The following is a 26124-nucleotide window of genomic DNA, read 5'->3' as shown; positions in this document are numbered from 1 at the left end:
ACCGCCTCCGCCAAGCTCGCGGTACTCCTTCGTGTCAACCCGCCGTCGGGGCGGGAGGATTGCTGACTGCCCGTATCCACGCAGTGAGGGGAGCCGTGACCGTATGACCGTGCTCGGAGTCGACATCGGGACGTCCAGCAGCAAGGGAGTGCTCGTCGACCACGACGGCACGGTGCTGGCCACCGCCGTACGGCCGCACGCGGTCAGCCGGCCGCGCCCCGGCCACGTGGAGATGGACGCCCGCGTGTGGTGGGACGAATTCGCCTGCCTCGCCCGCGAGCTGCGTCCGGCGCGAGGGCCGGTCAGGGCGGTGGGCGTCAGCGGCATGGGCCCCTGTGTCGCCCTGACCGACGAGGCGGGCGTTCCGCTGCGTCCGGCGATCCTCTACGGCGTCGACACCCGGGCGACCGAGCAGATCGCGCGGCTGGAGGGCGAGCTGGGCCGGGAGACGGTGCTGGAGCGCTGTGGATCGGTGCTCTCCACCCAGGCCGTCGGCCCCAAGATCGCCTGGCTGGCGGAGCACGAGCCCGAGGTGGCAGCGCGCGCCCGGCGGCTTTACATGCCCAGCTCCTTCCTCGTCCACCGGCTGACCGGCGCCTACGTCCTCGACCACCACTCCGCCAGCCAGGCCGTGCCGCTCTACGACTCCCTCGCCCAGGGCTGGTACGCACCGTGGGCGCGGCACATCGCTCCGCACCTCGAACTCCCGCCGCTGCGCTGGCCCGGAGACATCGCCGGCCACCTCACCGCCGAAGCGGCCGCCGCCACCGGACTGCCGGCAGGAATCCCTGTGATCACCGGCACGATCGACGCCTGGTCGGAGGCGCTGAGCGTTGATGCCCAGCACACCGGTGACCTGATGCTCATGTATGGCAGCACCATGTTCCTGATCAACACCACCGACGAGCGCGTCCTCGTGCCCCACCTGTGGAGCACGGTCGGCGCGCTGCCCGGAACACGCAGCCTCGCGGGCGGCATGGCCACCTCCGGCATGGTCACCGACTGGCTGCGGGAACTGTTCGGCGCGCCCGACACCGCCACCCTCCTCGCGGAGGCCGAGCGGTCCGGGCCCGGTGCCCGGGGCCTGCTGATGCTCCCGTACTTCGCCGGGGAACGGACCCCGGTCGCCGACCCCGACGCACGGGGCCTGGTCGCCGGGCTGACGGTGGAGCACACCCGCGGCGACCTCTATCGCGCCGCTCTGGAGGCCACGGCCTTCGGTGTGCGGCACAACGTCGAGGCGATGCGCGCCGCCGGTGCGCGCATCGACCGCGTCGTCGCCGTCGGCGGCGGAACCCGCGGCGGACTGTGGACACGTGTCGTCTCCGACGTGACCGGCCTGGACCAGGAGATCAGGAGCGTCACCCTCGGAGCGAGCTACGGCGCCGCGTACCTGGCCGCGGGCGCGATCGGAGCGGCCGACATGGACACCTGGAACCCGGTGCGCGAAAGCGTCACACCCGATGCCCGACTCCGGTGCCGGTACGACGAGTTGTACGAGCTCTACCGCCGCCTGTATCCGGCGACACGCGACATCGCGCACACCCTGGCCCGCCACCAGCGCGACGCCTCCGCACCGCGGGCGACACGCGCCGAACCCACCCGCGGGGGGAACGCCTGACACCGGGCGGACCGGAATGGTAGAAGCGGTCATGACCAAGTTCAGCTGTACCTGCCCTGCGCGTCGTCACTGCTCGCACCCGGTTCACGGGGTTCCCCGCTCGCACCCGGCCCGCACCCGATGACCGCGGGCATCGACACCCCGGACCGCCGCGGCCGTACCGGACTCGACCGCGCCGGGCGGGACCTGACGGGCAACCCGCGCATCAAGGTGCGGGACGTGAAGCTGCTGTCCTGCCACTGGTACGTGGAACGCACCACCACCTTCGACTTCCAGCACGCCGACGGCACCTGGAGCACCCAGGAGCGCGAGACCCACGACCGGGGCAACGGCGCCACCATGCTGCTGTACGACGCCGACCGGCAGACCGTGCTGCTCACCCGGCAGTTCCGCTACCCCGTGTACGTCAACGGCCACCCCGACGGGATGCTGATCGAGACGCCGGGCGGGCTGCTCGACGAGGAGGACGAGCACCCCGAGGTCGCGGTGCGGCGCGAGGTCGTCGAGGAGACGGGCCACACCATCGGCGAGATCCGGCACGTCTTCGACGTCTACATGAGCCCCGGTTCCGTCACCGAGCGCGTGAGCTTCTACGCCGCCTCGTACGGCCCGTCGACCCGTACGCACGAGGGCGGGGGACTGGACGAGGAGGGCGAGGACATCGAGATCGTCGAGCTGCCCTTCCGCCGGGCCCTGGAGATGATCCGCACGGGCGAGATCGCCGACGCGAAGACCATCATGCTGCTCCAGTGGGCGGCACTGGAGGGCCCTTTCAGCGGCCCGTCCAGCGCCGGGGGCGGCGAAGCCTGACCCGTGCCCCGTCGCGGCCACGACGGCCTTCGCGACGGAGCCTTCCGCCACCCTCCTGCCGAGCCCGCCGCCGGGTGGGCGATAGTGATGCCCGTACCGAAAGATGTAGCGAGCAAGCAGGACGTCGGTGGACACGAGCGAGAACAGTACGGGCAGCGATACGGGACCGGGCGGCGACACAGCAGGGACAGCGGAGCCGGCCGGGTCCCGCACCCGCGGGTGGCGCCGCTGGGCCATGGACACGCGCCCGCTGCGCCGCCCCGCCTACCGCCGCCTGTGGTCCTCGACGATCGTCACCGCGGTCGGCAGCCAGCTGACCGCCGTCGCGGTGCCCAAGCAGATCTACGACATCACGGGTTCCTCCGCATGGGTCGGCTACGCGAGCCTCGCCGGGCTCCTGCCGCTGATGGTCTTCGCGCTGTGGGGCGGCGCGGTCGCCGACAGCATGGACCGCCGCACGCTCATGCTGATCACCAACGCGGGCATCGCGGTCACCTCCCTCCTCTTCTGGCTCCAGGCCGTCACCGGACTCGACTCGGTCCCGGCGCTGATGGTCCTGCTCGCCCTCCAGCAGGCGTTCTTCGGCCTGAACTCACCGGCCCGCAACGCCTCCATCGCCCGCCTCGTGCCCGGCGACGAACTCGCCGCGGCCAACGCGCTGGGCTCCACCGTGATGCAGACCGGCCTCGTGGTGGGCCCGCTCCTCGCCGGCGCGCTGATCCCGGTCGTGGGACTGGCGGAGCTGTACCTGATCGACGCGCTGGCGCTGTGCGTCACCGTCTGGGCGGTCGCACGGCTCCCCGCGCTCCCGCCCCTCACCGCTCCCGGTCCGGGGCGGCGGGCCGGCTGGCGCGAGGTGGCCGCGGGCTTCCGCTACATCTCGCTGCACAAGGTGCTGCTGCTGTCCTTCCTCGCCGACATCATCGCGATGGTCCTCGGCATGCCCCGCGCCCTCTTCCCCCAACTCGCCGCCGAGACCTACGCCCCCTACGGGGAGGGCCTCGCGCTCGGGCTGCTGTTCGCGGCGATACCCATCGGCGCCGTGCTCGGCGGGCTGTTCTCGGGCACGTTCTCCCGAGCGCGCCGGCACGGTCTCATGGTCGTCGCGGCCGTGGTGGCCTGGGGCGTGGCGATCACAGGGGCCGGGCTGAGCACGAGCCTCTGGCTCGCGGTGGCGTTCCTCGCTGTCGCCGGGGCCGCCGACATGGTCTCCATGGTCTTCCGCGGCGCCATCCTCCTCTCGGCCGCCACCGACGAGATGCGCGGCCGTATGCAGGGCGTCTTCACGGTCGTCGTCGCGGGGGGCCCGCGCCTCGCCGACGTCCTGCACGGCACCGCCGGTTCGGCCTTCGGCCCGCGCGTGGCCGTGGCGGGCGGCGGACTCCTGGTCGTCGCGGCGATGCTCCTCCTGGCCACGACGACACCGGCCCTGCGCCGGTACCGGGTCTGAGAGCCGTCGACCCGCCCCGCACGGCCCTCTCCGGCGCGCCGCCCCGAGCACTTCGTACGCTGCTCCTCAGGAGCAGAGCACCCCCGATGACAGGAGTGGCGACGATGCGGTACGTGAAGCTCGGTTCGACGGGTCTGGACGTGTCACGGATCTGTGTGGGCTGCATGAGTTTCGGGAGGTCCGACCGTGGTTCTCATGAATGGACGCTCGACGAGGAGGCGTCACGCCCGCTGATCCGGCAGGCGCTGGAGGCCGGGATCAACTTCTTCGACACCGCCAACGTCTACTCCGACGGCACCAGCGAGGAGATCGTCGGCCGGGCGCTCGCCGAGTACGCACGGCGCGAGGAGATCGTCCTCGCCACCAAGGTGTACGGCGCCATGCACGAGGGCCCCAACGCGCACGGCCTGTCCCGCAAGGCGATCATGACGGAGATCGACAGCAGCCTGCGCCGCCTGGGCACCGACTACGTGGACCTGTACCAGATCCACCGCTTCGACCCCGACACTCCCGTCGAGGAGACCATGGAGGCTCTGCATGATGTCGTCAAGGCGGGCAAGGCCCGCTACATCGGGGCGAGTTCCATGTACGCCTGGCAGTTCTCCAAGGCCCAGTACACCGCGCGGCTGAACGGCTGGACGCGGTTCGTGTCCATGCAGAACCACTACAACCTCCTCTACCGGGAGGAGGAACGCGAGATGCTGCCGCTGTGCGAGGACCAGGGCGTCGCCGTCCTGCCGTGGAGCCCGCTCGCCCGGGGCCGCCTCGCCCGCGAGTGGGACACCACCACGGAACGCAGCCGCACGGACCAGTTCGGCAGCACCCTCTACCAGGAGGGCGACCGTGACATCGTCGAGGCCGTCGGCCGCATCGCCACCGAACGCGGCGTCCCCCGTGCGCAGATCGCCCTCGCCTGGCTGCTGCGCCGGAGCACGGCCCCCATCGTGGGCGCCACCGGGCCCCGGCACCTTGAGGACGCGGTCGCCGCCCTCGACATCGACCTCACCGACGAGGAGACCGAAAACCTCGAACGGCCCTACACACCGCGGGCGATCAGCGGCCACTGAGGCGGACCCGCCGCCAGGCCACACCCCGTAAGATCACGTCGATGAACACGCGTACGGACAACGCGATGGTCGCTGTCCCGCCGGGACGAGTGACACTGTCGGACCGCCGGACGCAGCGGAGTTGGGCGGTGGACGTGGCACCCTACGAACTCTGCGCGTTCCCGGTCACCCAGGAGCGGTACGCACAGGTCACCGGCGAGCGGCCGAGCACCGCGGAAGGCGACCGGCTGCCCGTCGAGACCGTGTCGTGGTGGGACGCGGTCCGTTACTGCAACTCCCTCTCCCTGAGCGAGGGTTTGACGCCCGCGTACCGCCTCCTCGATGAGGAGGGCGCCGAGTGGGACAGGGGCGCCGACGGGTACCGGCTGCCGACCGAGGCGGAGTGGGAGCACGCCTGCCGGGCCGGTACCACCGGCCCGCGCTACGGCGCCCTCGACGAGATCGCCTGGCACCGGGGCAACTCGGACGAGCGCCTCCACGGCGTCGGCGGCAGACGTCCCAACCCGTGGGGCCTGTACGACATGCTGGGCAATGTCTGGGAGTGGTGCTGGGACGTCTACGACGCGGAGGTCTACGGCTCCTACCGGGTGCTCCGGGGCGGCGGCTGGTTCGACGAGCACTGGAGCTGCCGCGCCTCCGTACGCCGCCGCAGCCACCCGACCCTGCGGATCGACGACACCGGCTTCCGTGTCGCACGTTCGCTCCCGCACGACGGCACGCAGTGAGGGAGCCGAACTCGCCCGCTCGTGCCCGTCAAAGTTCCCCCGTGGCCCCCAGACCGCCCCGCAGCGCCCGCAGATGGTCTCCCAGCGGACCGAGTCCCACATCGCGGCGGCGCTCGTCGACGGTCCCCGGGTGCCGGATCGGGTACGGGTGGAGCGTGCGGGCGTTGATGCGCGTGCCGTAGAACTGCGGTTGGCCGAGTTCGACGGCGCAGTGGTCGGCGATGTAGGCGTGGTGCACGGCCGGGCAGGTGCCGTCCGCGACGGCCTCCGCGATCCTGTCGCGGCAGGCGAGCTGGAAGCCCAGGTCCGACGCGTGCAGCAGGATCATCAGCGCGGCCGTCGACGCGGGTTCGCCGACCATCTCGGAGGTGGGCCAGCCGTGGCGGGCGACCATCGCCCTGAGGGCCTCCGCGTTGTCCTCGCGGCACCGGGTGATGCGATGACGGCCGAGCGCGGCGGACACCGAGCGCGCCTCGCGGGCCAGCCGGTGCTCCTCCTCGACCCTGCGGACCAGTTCGGCGGCGAGTGCGTGCTCCCGTACGGAGGCCGACTGTTCGTGTCGCATGGACGGTGCGCCCCTCATGGCGTCCCCCGGACGGCGATCGAGAACCACACCTTCTTGCCGATGGCGCCGGGCGCGGGCGGGTCGGTGCCCCAGTCGTCGGCCAGTGCATCGACGATCGACAGTCCGCGACCCGTCTCGGCGCCCGCGTCCGGCGTGCGCGGACGGGGCGGCACGGGCGAGGAGTCGGCGAGGGTGACACGTACCTCGTCGCCGGAGTACTCCAGCGACAGGGCGATGGGGTCGGAGGGGCCGGTGCTCGCGTGCCGCACCGCGTTGGCGAACAGTTCGTCAGTCGCCAGCACGACATCGTCGATGAGGTGGGGGAGCCGCCACAGTCGGAGGTGGGCGGCGACCATGCGCCGTACTCCGCCGGCGTACGAGGGGTCCGCGGCCACGGCCACCTGGAACAGGCGCGGCGCCCTGCTGAGCGAGATCAAGGGAGCGTCACCCCGTCGGTGGACGACCCCGGTCCGCCCCCCTGTGCCGGGGCGGCGGCATACGCGACGCACGAGCGCCACCGGGTGCCGTGTGCTGGTGTGGCAGGGAACCGGCGGCGACGTACGCCGACACAGGCTGCCGTCATCGTGTGCCTCCTTACGTCTACGGCGCGCCCGGGCGGCGGCCGCCGGTGGCTGTTGTCGAAGACAACAGCACCGGACACGGCGGGGTCGAGGGGGTGAGGGGGTTGTGCGGCTGCGGGCACGTAGTGGTGTGACCTGTATGTTCGCCGCCTTGGTGACCGTGAACGAAGGCGTGGCCGCCCGGGAACGGCACGGCGGCGCCGGGTGGCCCGCGGCGCGGAACAAGCGGGTCGGAACCTGCGCCCGCACGGCGCCCTCCGCCCCCCGCTGTCCGACTGGCCGGACGGTTGCTGACAGCCCCTCGCGCGTGGTGTTCAGGCCGCCACCCCCAACACCGGCCGCGACTTCAGCTCGAACTCCCGCACGAGCGGCTCCTCGTGGCGGGACGCCAGCCGCCCGCGGAAGTCGCGCAGGGCCTGGATCGACCGTTCGCTGTGGACACCGCTCAGCGCGTCCAGCGCTTCGGTGGCCGTGGCGATGGCCTCGTCCAAACGGTTCTGCTGGAGGTGCGCCGTCGCCAGCACCGACCGGCTGATGGCCTGGCGCCGCCGCCGGTCGGCGTGCGCGCGCACGGACTCGCTCGCGGTCTGCTCGGCCTGCGCGGCGAGGCCCAGATCGCGGAAGCACAGGGCGGACTCGGCCTGCAGGTAGTGGTGGTCGAGGAAACGGACCCACGGCGACTCCTGCGCGGCCCCGCGGCTCACGTCGAGCTGCTTCTCGGCGGCGCGCAGCGCCTCGGAGGTCTCGCGCGGCCGGCCGAGCGCCGCGTGGCCGCGCGCGGACATGGCGTACAGGCGCATCAGCCCGAGCGGGCTGCCGGCGTCGCGCGCGGTGGCGATACCGGCCCTGGCCAGCGCCACCCCCTCGTCGGGCCGGCCCAGACCGGTCGCCAGGTGGGACAGGCCCGCCAGGATCTGCCCGCCCAGTACACGGTCGCAGCCCTCCGCGCACAGCCGCAGCGCCTGCGTCATATAGCGCTGGGCCAGGCCGTACTCCCCGGCGTCGTACGAACTCCAGCCCGCCATCGCCGCGAGCCGGGCCCCCGCGGCGAACAGCTGCCGCCGCTGCCGCTCGGTCGTGCCGCGCTGCTGCAGCATGGGGACGACCTCGGCCGACAGGTACTGCACGATGCTCGTGCGCACCCCGCCGCCGCCGTAGTGGTTGTCCATCTCGTCGAACAGGGCGATCATCGCGCGGACCTGCTCCACCGGCCCGCCGTCGGACACGGGCGCGAGCCGGGAGTCGGTCTCCCCGCTCTCCACCAGCCAGAGCAGCCAGGACCGTTGCGGGCTCAGCAGGGCGCCCGGCACGAAGGGCACCGCACCGAGGAGGGTGCGCCGGGAGATGTCGGTGGAACCGAGTTCGACCAGGGTGTGCAGTGTCTCCGCCATGTTGTCTCCGTACACCAGCGCCCGCCCCACGACCGGGCGCCCGCCGTCGGGCGGGAAACCGAGGTCCGCGGGTGTCAGCGGGCGGCCCAGCCGCTCGCCGAGGACCGCCGCGATGACCTCAGGGGTGTTGCCGCGGGGCTGCTGGCCCTGGAGCCAGCGTGTGACGGACGCCTTGTCGTAGTTGGTGTCCGCGCCCTGGCAGCGACCCAGTTCGTTGACCCGGAGCGCGAGCGAGGCGTAAGAACACCCGGCCTCCTTGAGCGCGGTCGCCAACGCCCTGTTGGGCCCACCAGAGTCCTTGGCACCCTTCCTCGCGTTTCTCGGTTGTCCGTTCGTCACGGCGGCCATCCAGTCTCGCTCCATGTCGGCCAGCGGCTTGACCCGTACCCGCCTCAGGCGCCAACTCCCGGGCAGGCCGGACGAGTTCGAGTGACGCTGTGGTGCGTGTGCGCCAGGTCACTCGATGACTATGGTGGCCTACAGACTCAGCTCGCAACCGGCGTTCTGATAATTTCAGAATGAACTGCACGGACCTGTCGGCGTCAGCGGATGGCATGGCACACTGCACGCTGTGAATCCCGTCCCGGGAGGCAGCACGTGAGTGAGACCCGCTCAGGAGGCGGCGCCCCGGCGGCCCCCACCGTCCTGCGCATGGTGCTCGGCAAGCGGCTCAGACAGCTGCGTGAACAGGCCGGAGTGTCCTTCGAGGAGGCGGCACGGGTCATCGAGGTCACCGCCCTGACGGTCCGACGCATGGAGAAGGCCGAGGTCGGACTCCGCATCCCCTACGTGAAGGAGTTGCTACGCACCTACGGGGTCTCCGCCACGGAGACAGAGGACTTCGTCTCCCTCGCCCGCGAGGCCAACCAGCCCGGCTGGTGGTACAAGTACCGCGACGTACTGCCGGAATGGTTCAGTGCCTACGTCAGCCTGGAGAGCGAAGCCGCGGTCATCCGGCTCTACGAACCCCAGTACGTCCCCGGCCTGTTGCAGACCCCGGACTACGCCGCCGCGCTCATGCGCGTCGGCTTCCCCAACGCGACCGAGGAGGACATAGCGCGCCGGGTCTCGCTGCGCCTGCGGCGCCAGGACCTGCTGGCCAAACCGGAGGCACCCGCCATCTGGGCCATCCTCGACGAGACGGTGCTGCGCCGGCCCGTCGGTGGCCCCGAGGTGATGCGGGCCCAGATCGACCGCCTGACCGAGATACTGGCGAGCCCGAGGGTCAGGATCCAGATCATGCGCTTCGCCGCAGGACCCCACCCGGGAGCCTTCGGCCCCTTCCACTACTTCCGGTTCGGTTTCTCCGAACTCCCGGACATCGTCTACACCGAAAGCCTCGCGGGCTCCCAGTACGTCGACCAGCCCGCCGATGTCGTCACCTACCTGGAAGTACTGGACCGGATGTCCGTGCAGGCGGAACCGGTCTCCCGTACCAGGGACATCCTGGCAGCACTGCGTAAGGAGCTGTGACATGGCAACCGACGGCCCCATCTACAACGGCATGCCCGCCCGCGACCTCGGCACGGAGGGCTGGCACAAGCCCTGGAGCGGCACCAACGGCGGCTCCTGCGTCGAGGCCAAGCGACTGCCCGACGGCAGCGTCGCCTTCCGGCAGTCCACGGACCCGACCGGCCCCGCCCTGGTCTACTCCCGGGACGAGATGGTCTCCTTCCTGGAAGGAGCGAAGGCGGGTCAGGCGGACTTCCTGATCGCCTGACCCGGCCCGGTGCGGGCGTCGACGGCCCTTGAAGCCACTACGCCCGCACAACCGGACAACCGGCTCACACACTCCCCTGGTGCGGAAGTGCCTCCCACACTGGGAGAGTTGCCCCCACCCCACATCACTCGAAGGAGTGGCATGCGGACGTCGCCCCGCGACCGGGGACGAGCAGTGCCGCCCGGCGGGCGCGTTCGTACCTCCGGCGTTCCCGAGGGGCGGGGATGACCCTGGCGTCCCTCCTCACCCGGTACCGGACCGTGGTCGTCGAGGGCCAGGAAGGCACCCGCAGGGACGACCTCGTCGCCGAACTCGCCCGCCTCGGCTTCCTGGTCCGCCGCATGCCGGCGACCCTGCACCATCTCGATCCGGCCCTGCCCTACCGTGAACTCCTCTCCGCTCCTGGCCGGCTCGTCGTCGACGGCAGCATCATCAGGGAACTCGTCTACGGACCGTTGCGCCGGGGACGTTCCCGGGTGACCTGGATCCAGGCGCTCGACTTCGCCGAGGCCGTGGCCGAGCGAGACGGAGCGATGCTCCACCTCACGGCGTCACCGCCCGCCGGGTGCGAGCAGCGGCACGGCGCGGAAGCGGCCGAGGCGAGGGCGGCGTACGCCCGCGTGTTCCTGGCCCTCGCCCAGCACGTGCCGGTGGTGACGCTGGACGTCGCAAGCGGCACCACCGGCCCGGTGGGCGCACCCCGACCGCGTCCGTCCCGCCCAGGATGACCAACCTCGGTGAGACGCACGGCAGTTGACGGTAAGTTGGCGACAACCGCGATGCGAGGCAGGAGATCCCCCATGACAGACGGCCGTCCCACCCCCGACCAGGAAGCCCTGTCGAAGATCGACACCACGGTGCCGCACTCGGCCCGCATCTGGAACTACTGGATGGGCGGCAAGGACAACTACGAGGTCGACCGCGTGGCGGGTGACGCCTACCGCGAGATCGCCCCCAACATCGAAACGATGGCCAAGGCCTCGCGCACCTATCTGATCCGCACGGTCACCTTCGTGGCCCGGGAGCGGGGCATCCGCCAGTTCCTCGACATCGGCACGGGACTGCCCACGTACGACAACACCCATGAGGTCGCCCAGAAGGTCGCTCCCGAGTCCCGCATCGTGTACGTCGACAACGACCCCCTCGTCCTGCGCCATGCCCAGGCCCTGCTCACCAGCACCCCCGAGGGCGTCACCGACTACGTCGACGCCGACCTGCGCGACCCGGAGTCCATCCTCGAATCGGCGGGCAGGATCCTGGACTTCGGCAAGCCCGTCGCCCTGATGCTCATGGGCATCCTCGGTCACATCCAGGACTACGAGAAGGCCAAGTCGATCGTCAGCCGCCTCCAGGCGGCGCTCCCCTCGGGCAGCTACTTCGTGCACTACGACAGCACGGACACCGACGAGGAACTGAAGCGTGCCCAGGACGGCTACGACGACACCGGCGCCGTCCCGTACGTCCTGCGCAGCCCGGCACAGCTCGCCGCGTACTACGAGGGCCTGGAACTCCTCGACCCCGGCATCGTCTCCTGCCCACTGTGGCGCCCGGAGCCCGGCACGAGCCCGGCGCCGACGGACGTGTACGGGGGAGTGGCCTACAAGCCCTGAACCATCCGCGAGGAAGGTCCACAGCGCACCGCCCCGGCGAACAGACTCGCCGGGGCTCGGCGCCCCGTGAGGGTACTCAGCTCAGCGGGTCGAGCGTGAGGTACGCCTCCCGCGGACTGCCGTCGTGCACGAGCGACTCGTGGTTGCCGACGTCGTCGAAGGCGAAGGCGTACGCCTTGCCGTCGGCCATCTGCGCGTGGATCGCGCGGGCGTAGTGGTTGGTCACCCCGTCCTTGTAGAAGTCGGCCGAGGTGGCGTCGGGCTGGTTGGGGTTGGTGAGGAGGGTGGACCGGTTGAAGCCCGCGCACAGGGTGCGGGAGATCGGGCCGCGCACCGCGTCGTTCGGGGCGTCGAGGCGCTTGTGGCAGCCGAAGACGCTGTCCGCGTCGGGCTTCTGGAAGCTGGTGACGACGGCTCCGGCGCCGTTGGTGAAGTTCATGACGTCGCCCGACACCCGGCCGTAGTACTTCGTGCCGGGCTGGTCGGTGAAGGGTGTGACCGTCAGTGTCGTCGTGGCGTACTTCTGCCAGACACGGTTGATGTAGTCGTCCATCACGGACCTCGGCAGGGCGCCGGTCTCCAGTCCGTAGAGCGGTGCGAGCGCACGCAGCACGGTGCCGTCGGAGCGGGTCTGGATCAGGTTGGCCCAGCCGCCCTGCTGGCTGCGCAGCGCGTTGAAGAAGGCGTTGTAGCCGCCCGGCTTGAGGTGGCCCGTGGTGGCCGTGCTGCCGTCGGCACGCTGCACGCCGACCGCGTAGGGCGCGGAGACCATGTCGACCTGGGTGCTGTTGAGCCAGAGCCCCGAGTCGTTGAGGGTGTACTCGGACCAGTTGAAGAGGATGTCGCGGTTCGGGTCGCTCGGGTTCTGCACGGCCGGCTGCACGAGTCCGCCGGTCGTCAGCCTGAAGTCGAGTTTCCGCCCGTACGAGAAATAGATCCGCCCCGAGAACTTGGGCACCTGGATCGTCGCCGACTGCCCCGCGGCCGGACCGGTGATGGAGGCGTCCGGCGCCGGCGTGGGCGGGTTGCCGCCGGCCGGCCACGCGTGGAACACCCCGTTCGCGTCGGCCCAGCCCTGCTTGCCGGTCGAGAGCTGGGTGCCGAGGTTGTAGACGTAGACCGGTTCGCTCCGGCCCGAATTGTTGGTGATCTTCAGGGGGATGGTGTCGGGGACGGCAGCATGCGCGGGCGGCGCCGTCTCGGGCATGCCGATCGTCAGTGTGAGGGCCATGCCGATCGCGGCGGTGATGGCCAGGGTTCGGTGCTTGAGTCGTCCTGTCAGCACGCTCCGCCTCCTGTACGAGAGCCGTAGTGGGGGGTTGGTCCGTACCTGTTGAGAGCGCTCTCAGACTGTCGTCGAGGTGCGTACATGTCAACGGTCTCGACATCATCACCGGTGACCGCCGCGATGTTGTGCTCAGTGGCGATCCGTGCGATCCACGCGGTCGGCGCCGTCCGGTGCGAGAACGAGCATCGTCGCGTCGTCCCGGATGACGCCGCAGTAGCGGACCAGATCGGCCCAGACGTGCTCGGTCAGCGTCGCCGGGTCGCCATCGTCGAGGGCGGTGATCCGGTCGGCCAGGGGATAGAAGGCGCCGCTCTCGTCCCTGGCCTCCAGCACGCCGTCGGAGGCCAGGAACAGACGGTCACCGGGCCGTAGTTCCACCGAGAGCTCCTCCGCCGGGGAGGCGTCTCCCAGGCCGAGCCCGAACGGCATGCCCGACGCGACCGCCAGCTCGGTGGCGTGTCCGTCGCGTATCAGCAGCGGGGGCGGGTGACCGCAGGCCACGATCCGTACCGCGCGGGCGTCGGCGGAGAATTCGAGCAGCATGCCCGTCGCGAACAGTTCGGCGTGCTCTACGGCCGCGGAGTCCACCACCAGCCTGCGATCCAGGCGTGACGCGACCGACTCCAGGTCCCGCTGGTCGAGGACCGACTCCCGGAACGCCCCCAGCAGTGACGCGACCGTGGCGACGGCCGACAGGCCGTGACCCTGAACGTCACCCATCACCGCCCGGACTCCGTACGGGCTCTCGCGCACATCGAAGAAGTCGCCGCCGACGAGTGTCCCGCGCTGCGCCGCCCGGTACAGGCCCGTACACCGCACCGGCCCCACCCGCTCCGGCAGCGGCGGCGCGACGGCCCGCTGGGCGGCCTCGGCGACCGTGCGCACGGTGACCAGTTGGGCGTCGCGGTGACTGCGCACGAAGGCCACGAACACGCTCAGTACGGCGACGAAGACCAGGGTCAGCAGATCGCTGTTGCCCGGGCGGTTCAGTTGCAGGGCGGGAACGTGAAACAGGCCGATCACCAGGCCGCCGAGGATCGCGGTGGCCGCGGGCCCGTACGACAGCACGGCCAAGGGCGGGATGGCGCCGAGCAGAAACCCGATGTCGAGCGGTTCGCTGCTCGCCAGCGTGGTCGCGCACACGACCCCCAGCAGGGCGACCGGCAGCACCCGCACCCATATCGGCGGCGGCGCGGCGCCGCGCAACCAGCTCCGCCGGTCCCGGTCCTGGTCCCGGCCCGGCCGCACGGTAGTCACCCGTCCCACACCACCACGCTCCTACGTCGGCCGGGGTCGCGCACGCCGGACGTCCGCGACGGGCGTTCCCCGTCCTCAGGCCGGACCTGCCCCGGGCCCACGAGGCGCGCGGTGCGGGCCCAAACCACGCAGGACATCGCCGAGTTGCGGCGCGGTGAGCGAGGGGGAGGGGAGAGGGGACGCGGCCGGTGAGGCGCGCAGACCGTCGAGGAGCAGGGTGAGGGGGCGGCGCCAGGCGTCCGGGGCGGCTGCCGAGGCGAGGGCCGGGACGGCCCGGCCGAGCGCGGCGAGGGAGAACAGGACGTCCTCCGTGGTGACGTCCGCGCGGACGGTCCCCTGGTCGCGGCCACGGCTCAGCAGCAGCTCGATCGTCTCCCGGTTGTGGGCGTGCACGGACTCCAGCGCGTCGACGCCCTCCAGATGCGTGGTCATCAGGTCGTTCGTGCCGCGGTCGGCGGCCAGGACCGCGAAGACGGCCTCCAGGTAGCCGGTCAGGCCCGCCCAGGCGTCCTCGACGGCCCGTGCTTCCTCGCCGACGGTCATGGTGTCCGTCAGTACGTCGCGGAACACGGCGTCGACGAGGGCCGGGCGGCTGGGGAAGTGCCGGTACAGGGTGGCGTTGCCGATCCCCGCCCGGCGGGCGATCACGTCCAGCGGTGCTTCGAGTCCCTGCTCGGAGAACACCTCGTGTGCCGCCTCGATCAGCAGCTCCCGGTTGCGTCGCGCGTCGCGCCGCCGCCCCGGCGTTCTTGCGGCGTTGGCCCTGCCGGCGCCGACCGTCATCCTCGCCCTCCGTCCTGCCGGGAAGCTCTCCCCGCCATCGGGGAGTGCTCCCCGGAAGAGATGCTATCGTCAGGACGCGAAACGGGGAGTACTCCCCGTTTGCGCGGAGGGAAGCCCTCGCCGCCGTCACAGCCTTCCGGCACCCCGCCGGCGCAGAGACCGGAACCGAAGGGAAGCAGCATGACCGCGCCCACCCTGCAGGACCTGGCCCCCGAGGGCCTCGACCTGGCCGTGGACCCGTACCCCGTGTACGCCGCCCTGCGCGCCAAAGGTCCCGTCCACCGCGTCCTCGTACCCGGAAGCGGTGAGTGCTGGCTGGTCGTCACGCGTGACGCGGCCCGCGCCGCACTGACCGACCCGCGCCTGCGCAACGACATCCGGCACTCCGCGTCCTGGCGCAGCGACGGCGGCCACGCCATCGGGCGCAACATGCTCCAGACCGACCCGCCGCAGCACACCCGACTGCGTCGTCTCGTCGCGGCGCACTTCACCGCCGGGCGGATCGCCGCGCTGCGCCCGCGAATCGAATCCGTGGCCCGTGAACTGCTCGACGCGCTTCCGGAACGCGGGCCGGTGGACCTGATGAGCCGGTACGCGCTGCCGCTGCCGGTCACCGTGATCTGCGACGTGCTGGGAGTCGCCGCCCCCGATCGCACCCGCTTCCACACCTGGTCCAACGAACTCGTCATGCCCACCTCGCCCGAGGCGGCGGCCTCGGCCGCGGCAGCCCTGACGGCCTACCTCACCGACCTCATCGAGGCCAAGCGCGACGCAGTCGCACATGACCCGGAAGCACCGGACGCCGACCTGCTCGGCGGTCTCGTCGCGGCTGCCGGAGAAAGCGCGGCCGACGCCGGCGACCGCGCGCCCCGCAACGGCGCGCTCCACGACGGCACCACCCGCCCGGCTCCCGCACACCTCACCGCCGAGGAACTGCTCGGCATGGCCTTCCTCATCCTCGTCGCCGGCCATGAGACGACGGTCAATCTGATCTCCTCAACCGTCCACGCCCTGCTGACCCACCCCGACCAGTTCGCCCTCCTCCGTGCCGATCCGGGCCTCACGGCGGCCACGGTCGAGGAGTCGCTGCGCTACAACTCACCCGTCCACGCGACCGCGTTCCGTTTCGCGGCCGAAGCACTGGACCTCGCGGGCACCCGCATACCGGCCGGCGAACCCGTGCTGATCTCGCTCGCCGCTGCCTCCCGCGACCCTCTGCACTTTCCCGAGCCCGACCGTTTCGACATACGGCGCGAGGGGCCGGCGCACCTCGGATTCGGGCACGGTCTGCACCACTGCCTCGGTGCGCCCCTGGCCCGCGTCGAAGCGGCCGTGGCCCTGCGCCTGCTGCTGTCCCACCGCCCCACCCTCACGCTCGCCACCGACCCGACGGCACTGACCTGGCGCACCAGCACGCTGCTCCGCGGCCTGACCGCACTACCGGTGCGCTTCGGCTGACGGCGGAAGACGGCGCAGAAGCCGAGAGGGTTGCCCGTCCACAGAGAACAAAACAGAGGGCAAAGCACGGCGAAAACAGGGCAAAAAAATAGGGCCCGGAGACACACCCTCTCCTTGCCACTCTCAACTTATAGCGCACTGGGGGGCTTGCCGCAAGGCCCCGGTCGTGCCGCAGAATCACCGGCCGAAGCCACGACTTACGGAAACGGGCGGTGCGAAGTGCGTGTGGTGCTGTCGACGTATGGGTCGCGCGGGGACGTCGAACCGCTGGCGGGACTCGCCGAGCGGTTGCGGGCACTCGGTGCGGAGGTGCGGGTGTGCGCGCCGCCGGACGAGGACTTCGCGCAGCGGTTGGCCGGTGTCGGCGTGCCGCTGGTGCCGGTCGGCCCGTCGGCACGCGCGCTGGCGACCGCGGCGCCGCCGCCGTCCTCCATGCCCCAGCGCGCGGCCGATCTGATCGCCCGCCAGTTCGAGGCGGTCACCGCAGCGGCCGAGGGATGCGATGTGCTGGTGGCGACCGGCATGATGCCGGCCGCGGCCGGCGCCCTGTCGGTGGCCGAGAAACTGGGCATCCCCTCCGTGTCCGTGGTCTTCCAGCAGCTCACCCTGCCGTCGCCGCACCACGCGCCACTGGCGTATCCGGGCCGGCCGTTCCCGCCGGAGGTGACCGACAACCGGGTGCTGTGGGACCTGGACGCCCGGAACATCAACGCGCTGTTCGGCGCGGCGCTCAACACGAACCGGGCGGCCAACGGCCTGCCACCGGTCGACAACGTCCGCGACCACGTCATCGGCGACCGGCCGTGGCTGGCGACGGACCCGGTCCTGGACCCGTGGCAGGAGACCCCGGACCTCGACGTCGTCCAGACCGGCGCGTGGCTCCTGCCCGACGTGTCGCCGCTCCCGGCAGAGTTGGTGGCGTTCCTGGACGCCGGTACACCACCGGTGTACGTGGGCTTCGGCAGCATGCCCATGCACACGTCGACGGATGTCGCCCGGGTCGCCATCGAGGCGGTCCGCGCGCAGGGCCGCCGCGCGGTCGTGGCCCGCGGCTGGGCCGACCTGGCCCTGATCGACGACCGGGACGACTGCTTCGTCGTCGGCGAGGTCAACCAGCAGGCACTGTTCAGCCGGGTGGCCACCGTCGTGCACCACGGCGGCGCGGGCACGACGACGACGGCCACCCGGGCCGGCGCGTCTCAGGTGGTGGTACCGCAGGGGGCGGACCAGCCGTACTGGGCCGGCCGGGTGGCCGACCTGGGCATCGGTGTGGCCCACGACGGTCCGACACCGTCCTTCGAGTCCCTGTCGGCCGCGCTCAGGACAGCCCTGGCCCCCGAGACCCGCGCACGAGCGACCGCCGTGGCCGGGTGGGTCCGCGCCGACGGGGCGACGGTGGCCGCGCAGTTGCTGTTCGAGATGAGCCGCGAACGGCCGCCCGTGTCCGCGTGAGCCACGCGGGGCCGCCGAGCCAGGCCCCGACCCGAAACCCCGGAAACCCCGGAACACGAGAACCCGTACACCCCGGCGAGCTGAACCGACAACGGCCAGGGGGCACATCGAGGCGGAGCGCCGCCCGCCGTGGCCCCCAGGCCCGTCACGCCGGTCCTCACGCCGTGCCGCACGCCACGGCCGCGAGCGGCCTCAGATCGGAACTGATGACATGGAACCCCTGACCACCAGCGCGTTCGACCTGCCCGATCGCCTCGCTCCCAAGGCCGACCCGAAGCTGATCGCCGACGACGAGCGGCACTTCGCGGCCATCGCGGAGTGTCTCGCGCAGACGATCGCCGAACTGTCCGACCGCCTCGACACCCAGCGCAGGGCACCCGGCGGCCTGGGCCAACAGGCGATGGACCGGGACCTGGAGATCCACCGGCTGACCGCTCGCCTGCGCACACTGCGTCGCTTCGGCCTGGACCTGTGCCTCGGCCACATGGTCGGCGCGGACGACGCCGAGCCCGTGTACGTCGGACGACTCGGCCTCATGGACAGCGTGGGGCGTCGGCTGCTGGTCGACTGGCGCTCCCCGGCGGCCGAGCCGTTCTTCGGAGCCACCCACGCCAACCCGATGGGGCTGGCAAGCCGCCGCAGGTATCGCTGGACCGGTGGCCGGGTCAGCGACTACTGGGACGAGGTGTTCACCTCGGACGGGTTCACCGGGCACGCCGCGCTGGACGACCAGTCCGCCTTCATCGCCAGCCTGGGCAGCGAGCGGTCGTCACGGATGCGGGACGTGCTCGGCACCATCCAGGCCGACCAGGACGCCATCATCCGCGCGGGATCCCGCGGCGCTCTCGTCGTCGACGGCGGTCCGGGTACGGGGAAGACCGTCGTCGCTCTGCACCGCTCCGCCTATCTCCTCCACTCCGACCCGCGTCTCGGTCACCGCCGGGGCGGCGTGCTGTTCGTCGGTCCGCACCGGCCCTACCTGGCCTACGTCTCCGATGTCCTCCCCAGCCTCGGAGAGGAGGGCGTGCAGACCTGCACGCTGCGGGACCTCGTCGCCGAGGGAGCCGAGGCGGCGGTCGAGGCCGACCCGGACGTGGCCCGCCTGAAGTCGTCCGCGGACCTGGTCAAGGCGATCGAGAAGGCCGTCAGGTTCTATGAGGAGCCGCCCACTGAAGGGATGACGATCACAACCCACTGGTCCGACATCCGGCTGAGCGCCGACGACTGGGCCGCCGCCTTCGAGGCGGCGGAACCCGGTACCCCGCACAACGAGGCACGCGACCAGATCTGGGAGGAACTGCTCACGATCCTGGTGGACCAGCACGACGATGCCTCGGCGATGGACGGCGACGTCCCGGCCGACCTGCTCCGCAGGTCGCTGACGCAGAACAGGGAGCTGCTCACGGCGTTCAACCGCGCGTGGCCGCTGCTCGAAGCCGCCGATCTCGTCGGCGACCTGTGGTCGGTCCCCGCCTACTTGCGGATGTGCGCTCCCTGGCTCAGCCGCGATGACGTTCAGCGGCTCCAGCGCGCGGACCCCCACGCCTGGACGGTGTCCGACCTGCCGCTCCTGGACGCGGCACGGCAGCGGCTCGGTGACCCGGAGGCGGCACGGCGCAAGCGTCGGCACGAGGCCGTCCTCGCCGCCCAGCGCACACGCATGGCGCAGGTCGTCGACAACCTCATCGAGGCCGCCGCCGACTCCGGCGCCGACGGAGACGAGGGCGAAGGCCTGGTCAGGATGCTGCGGGGCGAGGACGCCAAGGTCAGCCTGGTGGACGAGTCCGAACTGACCGTCCCCGCTCCGGACCTGCTCGCCGGTCCGTTCGCGCACATCGTCGTGGACGAGGCCCAGGAACTGACCGACGCGGAGTGGCAGATGCTGCTGCTGCGGTGCCCGTCCCGGAGCTTCACCATCGTCGGGGACCGGGCCCAGGCCAGGCACGGATTCACGGAGTCGTGGCAGGAACGGCTCGACCGGGTCGGGCTCGACCGGATCAGGCTGGCCTCCCTGAGCATCAACTACCGGACGCCGGAAGAAATCATGGCGGAAGCCGAACCGGTCATCCGGGCCGTGCTCCCGGACGCCAACGTGCCGACGTCCATCCGCAGCAGCCACGTCCCCGTCGTCCACGGATCCGCTTCGGAGCTGCGCTCGATCCTCGACGACTGGCTCGCCGAACACGCCGACGGGATCGCCTGCGTCATCGGCGATCCCGCGTTCCGGACGACCTCCCGCGTCCGGTCGCTGACCCCGGAGCTGTCGAAGGGGCTTGAGTTCGACCTGGTCGTCCTCGTCGACCCGGAGGAGTTCGGCGAGGGCATCGAAGGAGCGGTTGACCGCTATGTCGCGATGACCCGGGCCACCCGGCAACTCGTCATCCTCACGAGCTCCTGGCGGACCGTCCAGCACTGACTCCCCGTCAGACCTGGCCGAGCGCCACGGTCAGGCCACGGATCTCGTAACCCCCGATGTCGTCCTTGAAGGAGACACGTGGCCGTGCCGTCATCCGGACGCCGTCCAGAGCGAAGAGACGAGTGAGGAAGATGTCGGCCTCCTGGAGCGCGACGACCGCCCCGGGACAGCGGTGCGCGCCGTCACCGAAGGCCAGCCCCGCCGCGCCGGGGCCCTCCGCGAGGTCCCGGCCCGGCTGGACCAGCAACGGCCGGCAACCCACCACGTCCGCATCGGTGTTGGCGTCGTCGAGGAAGATGTCGACGAACTCGCCGGGCCGCACGAGAACGGGCCCGTCGGCCGTGGGCACCCGCAGTTCGGCCGTGGCCCGGCGGCGCAGCCGGCCGACCACGGGCTCCAGCCGCAGGAGTTCCTGGAGCACCGCCAGGCGCCCTGCCTCGTCCGCGGCCCGGTAACGGCCGAGCAGCTCGGCGTCGCTGAACAGGTGCCACGCGGCCACAGAGATGAACTCCCGCGTGGTGACCATTCCGGCGGCGGCGAAGGTGAGGCACTCGCCGAGGATCTCGGCGTCCGTGCAGCCCTCGTCGATCAGATGCGAGATCAGGTCGTCGTGCGCGCGGCGCCGGTGGGCGCGGATGGCGGGGCGTACGTCGGCGAGGTAGATACGGAGCCAGTTGGTGTTCTGCCGGAAGAACCAGTAGATGCCACGGGCACTGGTCAGACCCGGTGTGCCGAACTTCTCGGGGAAGAAGCGCTCCAGCCGTCGGCGGATGCCCGGCCTGCTGTACCGCAGGCCGATGATCTCGCTCACCACTCCGATGGCCATCCCGAAGCCCAGGTCGGCCAGTTGCGCCTCACCCTTCGTGCGCAGCGTCTCCAACTGCTGCTCCGCAATGCGCACCATGAGGTCGCGGTAGTGCTCGTCCACCCGGCGCGGAGTGAAGAAGCGCGCGGTCTGCCGCCGGTGTTCCCGGTGCTCGGGGCCGTCCCGGTACAGCACCGGTCGGCGGACGTTCGGCGGCAGTTTCTCCACGGTCTCGATGCCCAGCCCGGCCTGCACGGTCCCGGAACTGCGCAGCACCGACCGTGCGGCCGCGTAACCGTGCACCTGCCAGGGCCCGTCGGCCGCCCGGTGGACCGGACAGCTCGGCCGGGCGCGCCCCCTGTCGACCTTCCTCGCGTCCTCGGCATCGCTCATCGGACCGGATCCCCCACAGCCAGCACCGGGCAGTCTCCTTCGCCGTCGTGTGTGACAGGAACGAAGTGCGGCCCACAGCATCCGTCACCACGGTGCGTGCCGACCAGCCCTCGAAGCGGCCGAGTTGTGGCGGGGTGACGTGGAACGAGACGGGACGCGTGGTCAGCGCCGCCCGCCCGCACCGCCCAACTGTCCCTCGGCCTCGGCGAGTATCTCCGTCACCCGCAGGCCGAAGGCAGCGTCGCAGGGGTGCGGGCGGCCGGTCTCGACGGCGGCGAGGAGGGCGTCGGCGGCCCGCTTGAGCGCCTCCACCGCTCCCTCGGAGGCCGGGGGCAGAACCGTGATCCCGGCCTTGCCGCGCACCTCCACCGTGGCCCCGGCGGCCGGCGGCGGGGCCGTGAGGCTGAGGGTGAGAGTGCTCGACGCCCCGCCGACGTGTTCGAGGACCAGATGGACGGTGTCCTGCGGGCCGCGTGCGGCGGCCGCCACCCGCGTGACATCGCCGAGCACCGGCAGCAGCAGCGACAGGGCGTGCGGACCGACGTCCCACAGGCCCCCCTTCTCCCGGCGCCACGGCGACGCCCCGAACGGACTGTCGCTGGTGAACACCGAGCCGAGCCACTCCGCCCGCGCCGTGAACCAGCCGTCCACGGCGGCCTGTTCGGCGACCCAGGCCTCCGTCGCCGTCTGGAAACGGGCGGTGAAGAACACGACCGAGGAAACCCCGGTCTCGCGGGCCGCCTCGACGAGGGCCCGCCCCTCCTCGACGCTGGTCGCGACGGGCTTGTCCAGCAACAGATGGCACCGCGCCCGCGCGGCGCGTACGGCGAGCGGGGCCTGCACGGACGGAGGCAGCGCGAAAGCCACCGCGTCCACCTCGGCGAGCAGCGCGTCGACGTCCTCGTACGCTCGTGTGCCGTGCCGGTCGGCCAGCTCCTCGGCCGCCTCCGCGCGCCTGCCCCACACCCCCACGAAGTCCAGTCCGGGATGCCCGCTCAACGCCGGGGCATGGGCCATGTCGGCCCACGGTCCTGTACCGAGCAGTCCGATGCGCATGCCGCCGCCTCTCGTGTGCCGATCCCGTACGCCACCGGCCCCTGACGGTGACCGTGCGGGGCGAGCCTTTCACGCGGGCCCCGGCCGCCACCACCATCCGCCGGTGCCGACCCGTGCCGCGAGGAGGCGGACGCAGAATCGAGCCCCAAGGTTGATGTGATGACCTTCACCCTGATGTGGCGGAAAGTGATGAATTCCTTACGAGAGACGGACGTTAAGGAATGCGTATAGACATCGTTCGACCTGGGAGGTTCGCCTTGCGACCGTTCACCCTGAACTACGTCCGGCCCAGAGCCCTGCCGATCGTGGTGGAGCCCTACAGCTTCGACGCGTCGTTGCAGCTGAACGTGCTCGGCGACGGCCGTCCCGCCGTCACCGACCGGGACCTCCTGCTCGCGGTCGGCACCACGACGTCCACGGCGGGCTCCCAGACGCACTTCGACGACTGACAGCCGCCGCCCGTGACCGTACTGATCCTCACGTCGGAGCAGGACGTCACCGCCGACATGGTGGTGGCGGAGCTGGGCAGACTGGGCGCGCCGGTGATGCGCCTCGATCCGGCCGACATCCCGGGAAAGGCCGTGCTGTCGGCCGACTACGCACACGGCGACTTCGACGGCCATCTGTCGGTCAACGGGCACGTGCTGAGCATGGGCGGCCTGCGTTCCGTGTGGGTGCGCAGGCCGGGCGACCCCGCCGCCCACGCGGCCCAGCCGTCGGCATGGCTGACCGCGGAGACGCGGCAGGCGCTCTACGGCATGCTCTACTCGGCGTCGCCCGCGTGGATGAACCACCCGGGCAACGCCGACCAGGCGCGGCACAAACCCTGGCAGTTGAGGGTCGCCCACGTCAGCGGCTTCGCCGTCCCCCCGACCGTCTTCACCACGGCACCGAAGGTGGCCGAGCAGTTCGCCGAGCTGCACCGGGACGTGGTCGTGAAGTCGGCCTCGGGCCCGCCGCCCGACGAGCCCGCCGTCGCCCTGCCGACGACGCTGATCGGGCCCGACACCGACTTCGGCCCGGTGGCCGCCGGCCCCGCGCTGCTGCAGCGGTACATACCGAAGAGGGCCGACATCCGCCTGACCTGCGTCGGCGACCGCCTGTTCGCCGCCCGCAAGCGGGCCGCCCCCGGTCAGATCGACGGCCGCTACGGGGAGACCGGGTACGGCTGGGAGGCCGTCCCCGTGCCCGACCGCATCTCCACGTCGGCACTGGAGTACCTGTCCCTCGCCGGTCTCGCGTACGCCGCCTTCGACTTCGCCGAGGACGAGGACGGGGTGTGGTGGTTCCTGGAATGCAATCAGGGCGGGCAGTTCGGCTTCATCGAACTGGAGACGCAGCAGCCCATCGCGGAAGCGGTCGCCCTGTGGCTGTCGTGGCGCCGGCCGGACCCGCGGCCGCCCACCCCTCGCTGGTGACCGCGAGGGCGCCCTGGGGCCAGGCCCTAGGAGGAGGGCGGCGGAGCCGTGCTCTCCCGGACCACCAGTCGGGTCGGCACCAGGGTCGTGCCGCGCTCCGCGCCCTGGTGGCGCATCTTGCGCAGGACGTTTTCGACGCAGAGCCGCCCCACCTCGGCGAAGTCCTGGTGGAGGGTGGTGAGCGGGGGCAGGAAGGAGCCCGCCTCGGGGATGTCGTCGAATCCGATGACGCTGACGTCCTCGGGGACGCTCCGGCCGCGTTCGTTAAGGGCCCGCAGCAGGCCCAGCGCCATCTGGTCGTTGGCCGCGAAGACGGCGGTGCAGTCCTCGCGGTCGGCGAGGACGAGCCCGGCGCGGTAGCCGGACTCCGCCGACCAGTCGCCCCGGACCAGCGGCGGCGGGGTGCGGTCGGCCTCGATGAGAGCCGCGCGCCAGGCGTCCGCGCGGCGCTGGGCGGCGAAGGACCCGTCCGGGCCGCCCAGGTGCCACACCGTGGCGTGGCCCAGGTCGAGCAGGTGCCGCACGGCGGCGCGGCTGCCGCCGGCCTGGTCTGTGTCGACCACGGTGTAGCGGTCGCCGGCGTCGGAGTCGACGACCACGACCTGGACGTGCGGCGGCAGGGCGATGGTCGCCGCGTCGAGCAGATGGACCTCCATGATGACGATCACCGCGTCCACCGCGAGCTCCTCAAGACGGGAGAACGCGCCCCGGACCTCGTCCTGGGTGGGCACGGCGACCGGCAGCAGCGTCACCGCGTACCCCTCGTGGGCCGCCGAGTTGGCGATCGCCTCCAGGGTACGGACGTTGCCCGTGGTGGAGAGCGAGAAGGTGATGACGCCGATGGTGCGGAACTCGCCCCGCTTGAGGGCCCGGGCGGCGCTGTTGGGCCGGTAACCCAGTTCCTTCATGGCCGCCAGCACCTGCTGCCGGGTCTCCTCGGTCACCCCGGCGTAGCCGTTGGAGACGCGAGACACGGTCTGCGAGGAGACCCCCGCCAGCCGGGCGACGTCGGCCATGGAGGCGGTCTGGGACCTGGCCCCGGCTCGGGGCCGTCTGCGACCACCGCCGGAGACGTTCGCCGGCGTTCTGTCAGCCGTGTCCATCCCTCGGCCGCCTCCTCTTCTGCGCAGCTTGCGTCACGGTTTCGCCAAGGGTCCCTTGACCGTCGTGATCGGGGCGGTGTAGACATGCCGCCATTAGATGTTTACGTAAACATAACAGCGCACGCTCTCCTTTCGGAGGAGATGTTTACGTAAACATCGCGCGGTGCGGCCTCCTCGACATCGGGTGGCACCGCCGGTTCCGGGATGTGACGAGCGAGGAACGACATGACGACGCAACAACCTCCGGCGGCCGTGGAACCGCGACCGGCGCCGCCCCCGGCGAGACGTGACCGCCGTTCCTGGACCGGGTGGGGTTTCCTGGGGCCCTTCGTGGCCGTGTTCGCCCTCGTCTTCCTGGCGCCGATCGCGTATTCGATCTATCTCAGTCTCTTCCGCGACCAGCTGATCGGCGGCACCACCTTCGTCGGCCTCGACAACTACACACAGGCCCTGGAGGACGACCGGTTCTGGGCCTCCCTCGGGCGGGTCGCGCTCTTCCTCGTCGTCCAGGTACCGATCATGCTGGGCATCGCCCTGCTGATCGCCCTCGCCCTGGACAGCGGCCGCCTCTACGGCAGGGACTTCTTCCGCATCGCGATCTTCCTGCCGTACGCGGTACCCGCCGTGGTCGCCACCCTGATGTGGGGCTTCATGTACGGCACCCGCTACGGACTGATCGGGGACATCAACGAGGCCTTCGGTGTGACCCTGCCCGACCCGCTCTCTCCGGACCTGGTGCTGGCGTCGATCGGCAACATCGTCACCTGGGAGTTCGTCGGCTACAACATGCTGATCTTCTACTCCGCGCTGCGCGTCATCCCGCACTCCCTCTACGAGGCCGCGGAGATCGACGGCGCCGGACAGATCCGCGTCATCACCGCCATCAAGCTCCCCGCCATCCGCGGCGCCCTCGTCATCGCGACGATCTTCTCGATCATCGGCAGCTTCCAGCTGTTCAACGAGCCGAACATCCTCCGGCAGTTGGCGCGCAACGCCATCACGACCGACTTCACCCCGAACTTCTACACGTACTCGCTGTCCTTCAACGGCCAGCAGCAGAACTACTCCGCGACGGTCGCGATCATCATGGGACTGATCACCATGGTGATCGCCTACATCGTGCAGCTGCGCGGCATGCGCAAGGGAGCGTGACCG

General features: G+C 71.3%; 24 protein-coding genes. 15 read left to right on the top strand and 9 right to left on the bottom strand.

What is annotated here, in order from left to right; genetic code table 11:
* The first annotated feature begins 103 nt into the window (after positions 1-103).
* The 5 genes from IE262_RS01840 to IE262_RS01820 all read left to right on the top strand — a co-directional run bounded on the left by IE262_RS01840 (position 104) and on the right by IE262_RS01820 (position 5673).
* Entirely contained in the window at positions 104-1621 is a 1518-nt protein-coding gene (locus IE262_RS01840; protein WP_189870741.1) for an FGGY-family carbohydrate kinase, read from the top strand.
* Positions 1622-1741: 120 nt separating this feature from the next.
* Complete coding sequence (locus IE262_RS01835; RefSeq protein WP_189870739.1) at positions 1742-2431, top strand: NUDIX domain-containing protein; 690 nt, start codon at positions 1742-1744, stop codon at positions 2429-2431.
* Positions 2432-2558: 127 nt separating this feature from the next.
* Positions 2559-3881 (top strand): MFS transporter, encoded by a 1323-nt coding sequence (locus IE262_RS01830; RefSeq protein ID WP_134039302.1) that lies wholly within the window; start codon positions 2559-2561, stop codon positions 3879-3881.
* A 104-nt stretch (positions 3882-3985) separates the two neighbouring features.
* Complete coding sequence (locus IE262_RS01825) at positions 3986-4948, top strand: aldo/keto reductase (RefSeq protein ID WP_134039484.1); 963 nt, start codon at positions 3986-3988, stop codon at positions 4946-4948.
* Positions 4949-4989: 41 nt separating this feature from the next.
* Entirely contained in the window at positions 4990-5673 is a 684-nt protein-coding gene (locus IE262_RS01820) for a formylglycine-generating enzyme family protein (protein WP_189870737.1), read from the top strand.
* A gap of 28 nt (positions 5674-5701) precedes the next feature.
* Here IE262_RS01820 and IE262_RS01815 read toward each other — a convergent pair whose 3' ends face one another.
* The 3 genes from IE262_RS01815 to IE262_RS01805 form a co-directional block, all read right to left on the bottom strand.
* Positions 5702-6238: a DUF6624 domain-containing protein gene (locus IE262_RS01815; protein ID WP_134039304.1), complete on the bottom strand. Its 537-nt coding sequence runs from the start codon at positions 6236-6238 to the stop codon at positions 5702-5704.
* A 14-nt stretch (positions 6239-6252) separates the two neighbouring features.
* Positions 6253-6675, bottom strand: coding sequence for an ATP-binding protein (locus tag IE262_RS01810; RefSeq protein ID WP_189870729.1), 423 nt, complete (start codon positions 6673-6675; stop codon positions 6253-6255).
* 458 nt (positions 6676-7133) lie between these two features.
* Positions 7134-8558, bottom strand: coding sequence for an NsdA family TPR-like regulatory protein (locus IE262_RS01805; protein ID WP_189870728.1), 1425 nt, complete (start codon positions 8556-8558; stop codon positions 7134-7136).
* A gap of 303 nt (positions 8559-8861) precedes the next feature.
* Between IE262_RS01805 and IE262_RS01800 the strand changes: the two genes are divergently transcribed.
* The 4 genes from IE262_RS01800 to IE262_RS01785 all read left to right on the top strand — a co-directional run bounded on the left by IE262_RS01800 (position 8862) and on the right by IE262_RS01785 (position 11540).
* Positions 8862-9683: a Sco1979 family transcriptional regulator gene (locus IE262_RS01800; RefSeq protein WP_134039485.1), complete on the top strand. Its 822-nt coding sequence runs from the start codon at positions 8862-8864 to the stop codon at positions 9681-9683.
* Position 9684: 1 nt separating this feature from the next.
* On the top strand, positions 9685-9930 hold the full coding sequence (locus IE262_RS01795) for a DUF397 domain-containing protein (protein WP_134039307.1): 246 nt from the start codon (positions 9685-9687) through the stop codon (positions 9928-9930).
* A 224-nt stretch (positions 9931-10154) separates the two neighbouring features.
* Entirely contained in the window at positions 10155-10658 is a 504-nt protein-coding gene (locus IE262_RS01790; protein WP_189870726.1) for a hypothetical protein, read from the top strand.
* A 72-nt stretch (positions 10659-10730) separates the two neighbouring features.
* Positions 10731-11540: an SAM-dependent methyltransferase gene (locus tag IE262_RS01785; RefSeq protein ID WP_134039308.1), complete on the top strand. Its 810-nt coding sequence runs from the start codon at positions 10731-10733 to the stop codon at positions 11538-11540.
* 76 nt (positions 11541-11616) lie between these two features.
* Here the strand turns inward: IE262_RS01785 and IE262_RS01780 are convergent, their stop codons facing one another.
* From IE262_RS01780 to IE262_RS01770, 3 genes are all read right to left on the bottom strand, one after another.
* On the bottom strand, positions 11617-12771 hold the full coding sequence (locus IE262_RS01780) for a glycoside hydrolase family 64 protein (protein ID WP_134039486.1): 1155 nt from the start codon (positions 12769-12771) through the stop codon (positions 11617-11619).
* Between the two features lie 186 nt (positions 12772-12957).
* Positions 12958-14094, bottom strand: a complete 1137-nt coding sequence (locus tag IE262_RS01775) for a PP2C family protein-serine/threonine phosphatase (protein WP_189870724.1) — start codon at positions 14092-14094, stop codon at positions 12958-12960.
* 66 nt (positions 14095-14160) lie between these two features.
* A complete protein-coding gene (locus IE262_RS01770) occupies positions 14161-14868 on the bottom strand; it encodes a TetR/AcrR family transcriptional regulator (RefSeq protein ID WP_189870722.1) in 708 nt (235 codons plus the stop codon).
* 180 nt (positions 14869-15048) lie between these two features.
* Here IE262_RS01770 and IE262_RS01765 point away from each other — a divergent pair, with 180 nt between their 5' ends.
* The 3 genes from IE262_RS01765 (at position 15049) to helR (ending at position 20194) form a co-directional block, all read left to right on the top strand.
* Positions 15049-16326, top strand: a complete 1278-nt coding sequence (locus IE262_RS01765) for a cytochrome P450 family protein (RefSeq protein WP_189870720.1) — start codon at positions 15049-15051, stop codon at positions 16324-16326.
* Positions 16327-16545: 219 nt separating this feature from the next.
* The gene (locus IE262_RS01760) at positions 16546-17778 is read left to right on the top strand and encodes a glycosyltransferase (RefSeq protein ID WP_189870718.1); all 1233 of its coding nucleotides are present in this window, start codon (positions 16546-16548) and stop codon (positions 17776-17778) included.
* A 211-nt stretch (positions 17779-17989) separates the two neighbouring features.
* Positions 17990-20194, top strand: coding sequence for an RNA polymerase recycling motor ATPase HelR (gene helR / locus IE262_RS01755; RefSeq protein WP_189870716.1), 2205 nt, complete (start codon positions 17990-17992; stop codon positions 20192-20194).
* Between the two features lie 7 nt (positions 20195-20201).
* Here the strand turns inward: helR and IE262_RS01750 are convergent, their stop codons facing one another.
* The gene (locus IE262_RS01750; protein WP_134039314.1) at positions 20202-21392 is read right to left on the bottom strand and encodes a cytochrome P450; all 1191 of its coding nucleotides are present in this window, start codon (positions 21390-21392) and stop codon (positions 20202-20204) included.
* A gap of 162 nt (positions 21393-21554) precedes the next feature.
* Positions 21555-22448, bottom strand: a complete 894-nt coding sequence (locus IE262_RS01745) for a Gfo/Idh/MocA family protein (protein WP_189870714.1) — start codon at positions 22446-22448, stop codon at positions 21555-21557.
* A gap of 257 nt (positions 22449-22705) precedes the next feature.
* Here IE262_RS01745 and tgmA point away from each other — a divergent pair, with 257 nt between their 5' ends.
* Positions 22706-22897, top strand: coding sequence for a putative ATP-grasp-modified RiPP (tgmA, locus tag IE262_RS01740; protein WP_134039316.1), 192 nt, complete (start codon positions 22706-22708; stop codon positions 22895-22897).
* Positions 22898-22909: 12 nt separating this feature from the next.
* Positions 22910-23866 (top strand): MvdC/MvdD family ATP grasp protein, encoded by a 957-nt coding sequence (locus tag IE262_RS01735; RefSeq protein ID WP_189870712.1) that lies wholly within the window; start codon positions 22910-22912, stop codon positions 23864-23866.
* 26 nt (positions 23867-23892) lie between these two features.
* Here the strand turns inward: IE262_RS01735 and IE262_RS01730 are convergent, their stop codons facing one another.
* Positions 23893-24969: a LacI family DNA-binding transcriptional regulator gene (locus IE262_RS01730; RefSeq protein ID WP_373304959.1), complete on the bottom strand. Its 1077-nt coding sequence runs from the start codon at positions 24967-24969 to the stop codon at positions 23893-23895.
* Between the two features lie 225 nt (positions 24970-25194).
* Here IE262_RS01730 and IE262_RS01725 point away from each other — a divergent pair, with 225 nt between their 5' ends.
* Positions 25195-26121 carry a carbohydrate ABC transporter permease gene (locus IE262_RS01725; protein WP_189870710.1) on the top strand — a complete coding sequence of 309 codons (927 nt, stop codon included), beginning with the start codon at positions 25195-25197 and terminating at the stop codon, positions 26119-26121.
* The last annotated feature ends 3 nt before the right edge of the window (positions 26122-26124 follow it).

The organism is Streptomyces bluensis (genome assembly GCF_014650715.1).
Taxonomy (GTDB): domain Bacteria; phylum Actinomycetota; class Actinomycetes; order Streptomycetales; family Streptomycetaceae; genus Streptomyces; species Streptomyces bluensis.
This window is presented reverse-complemented; position numbering and strand designations above follow the sequence as displayed.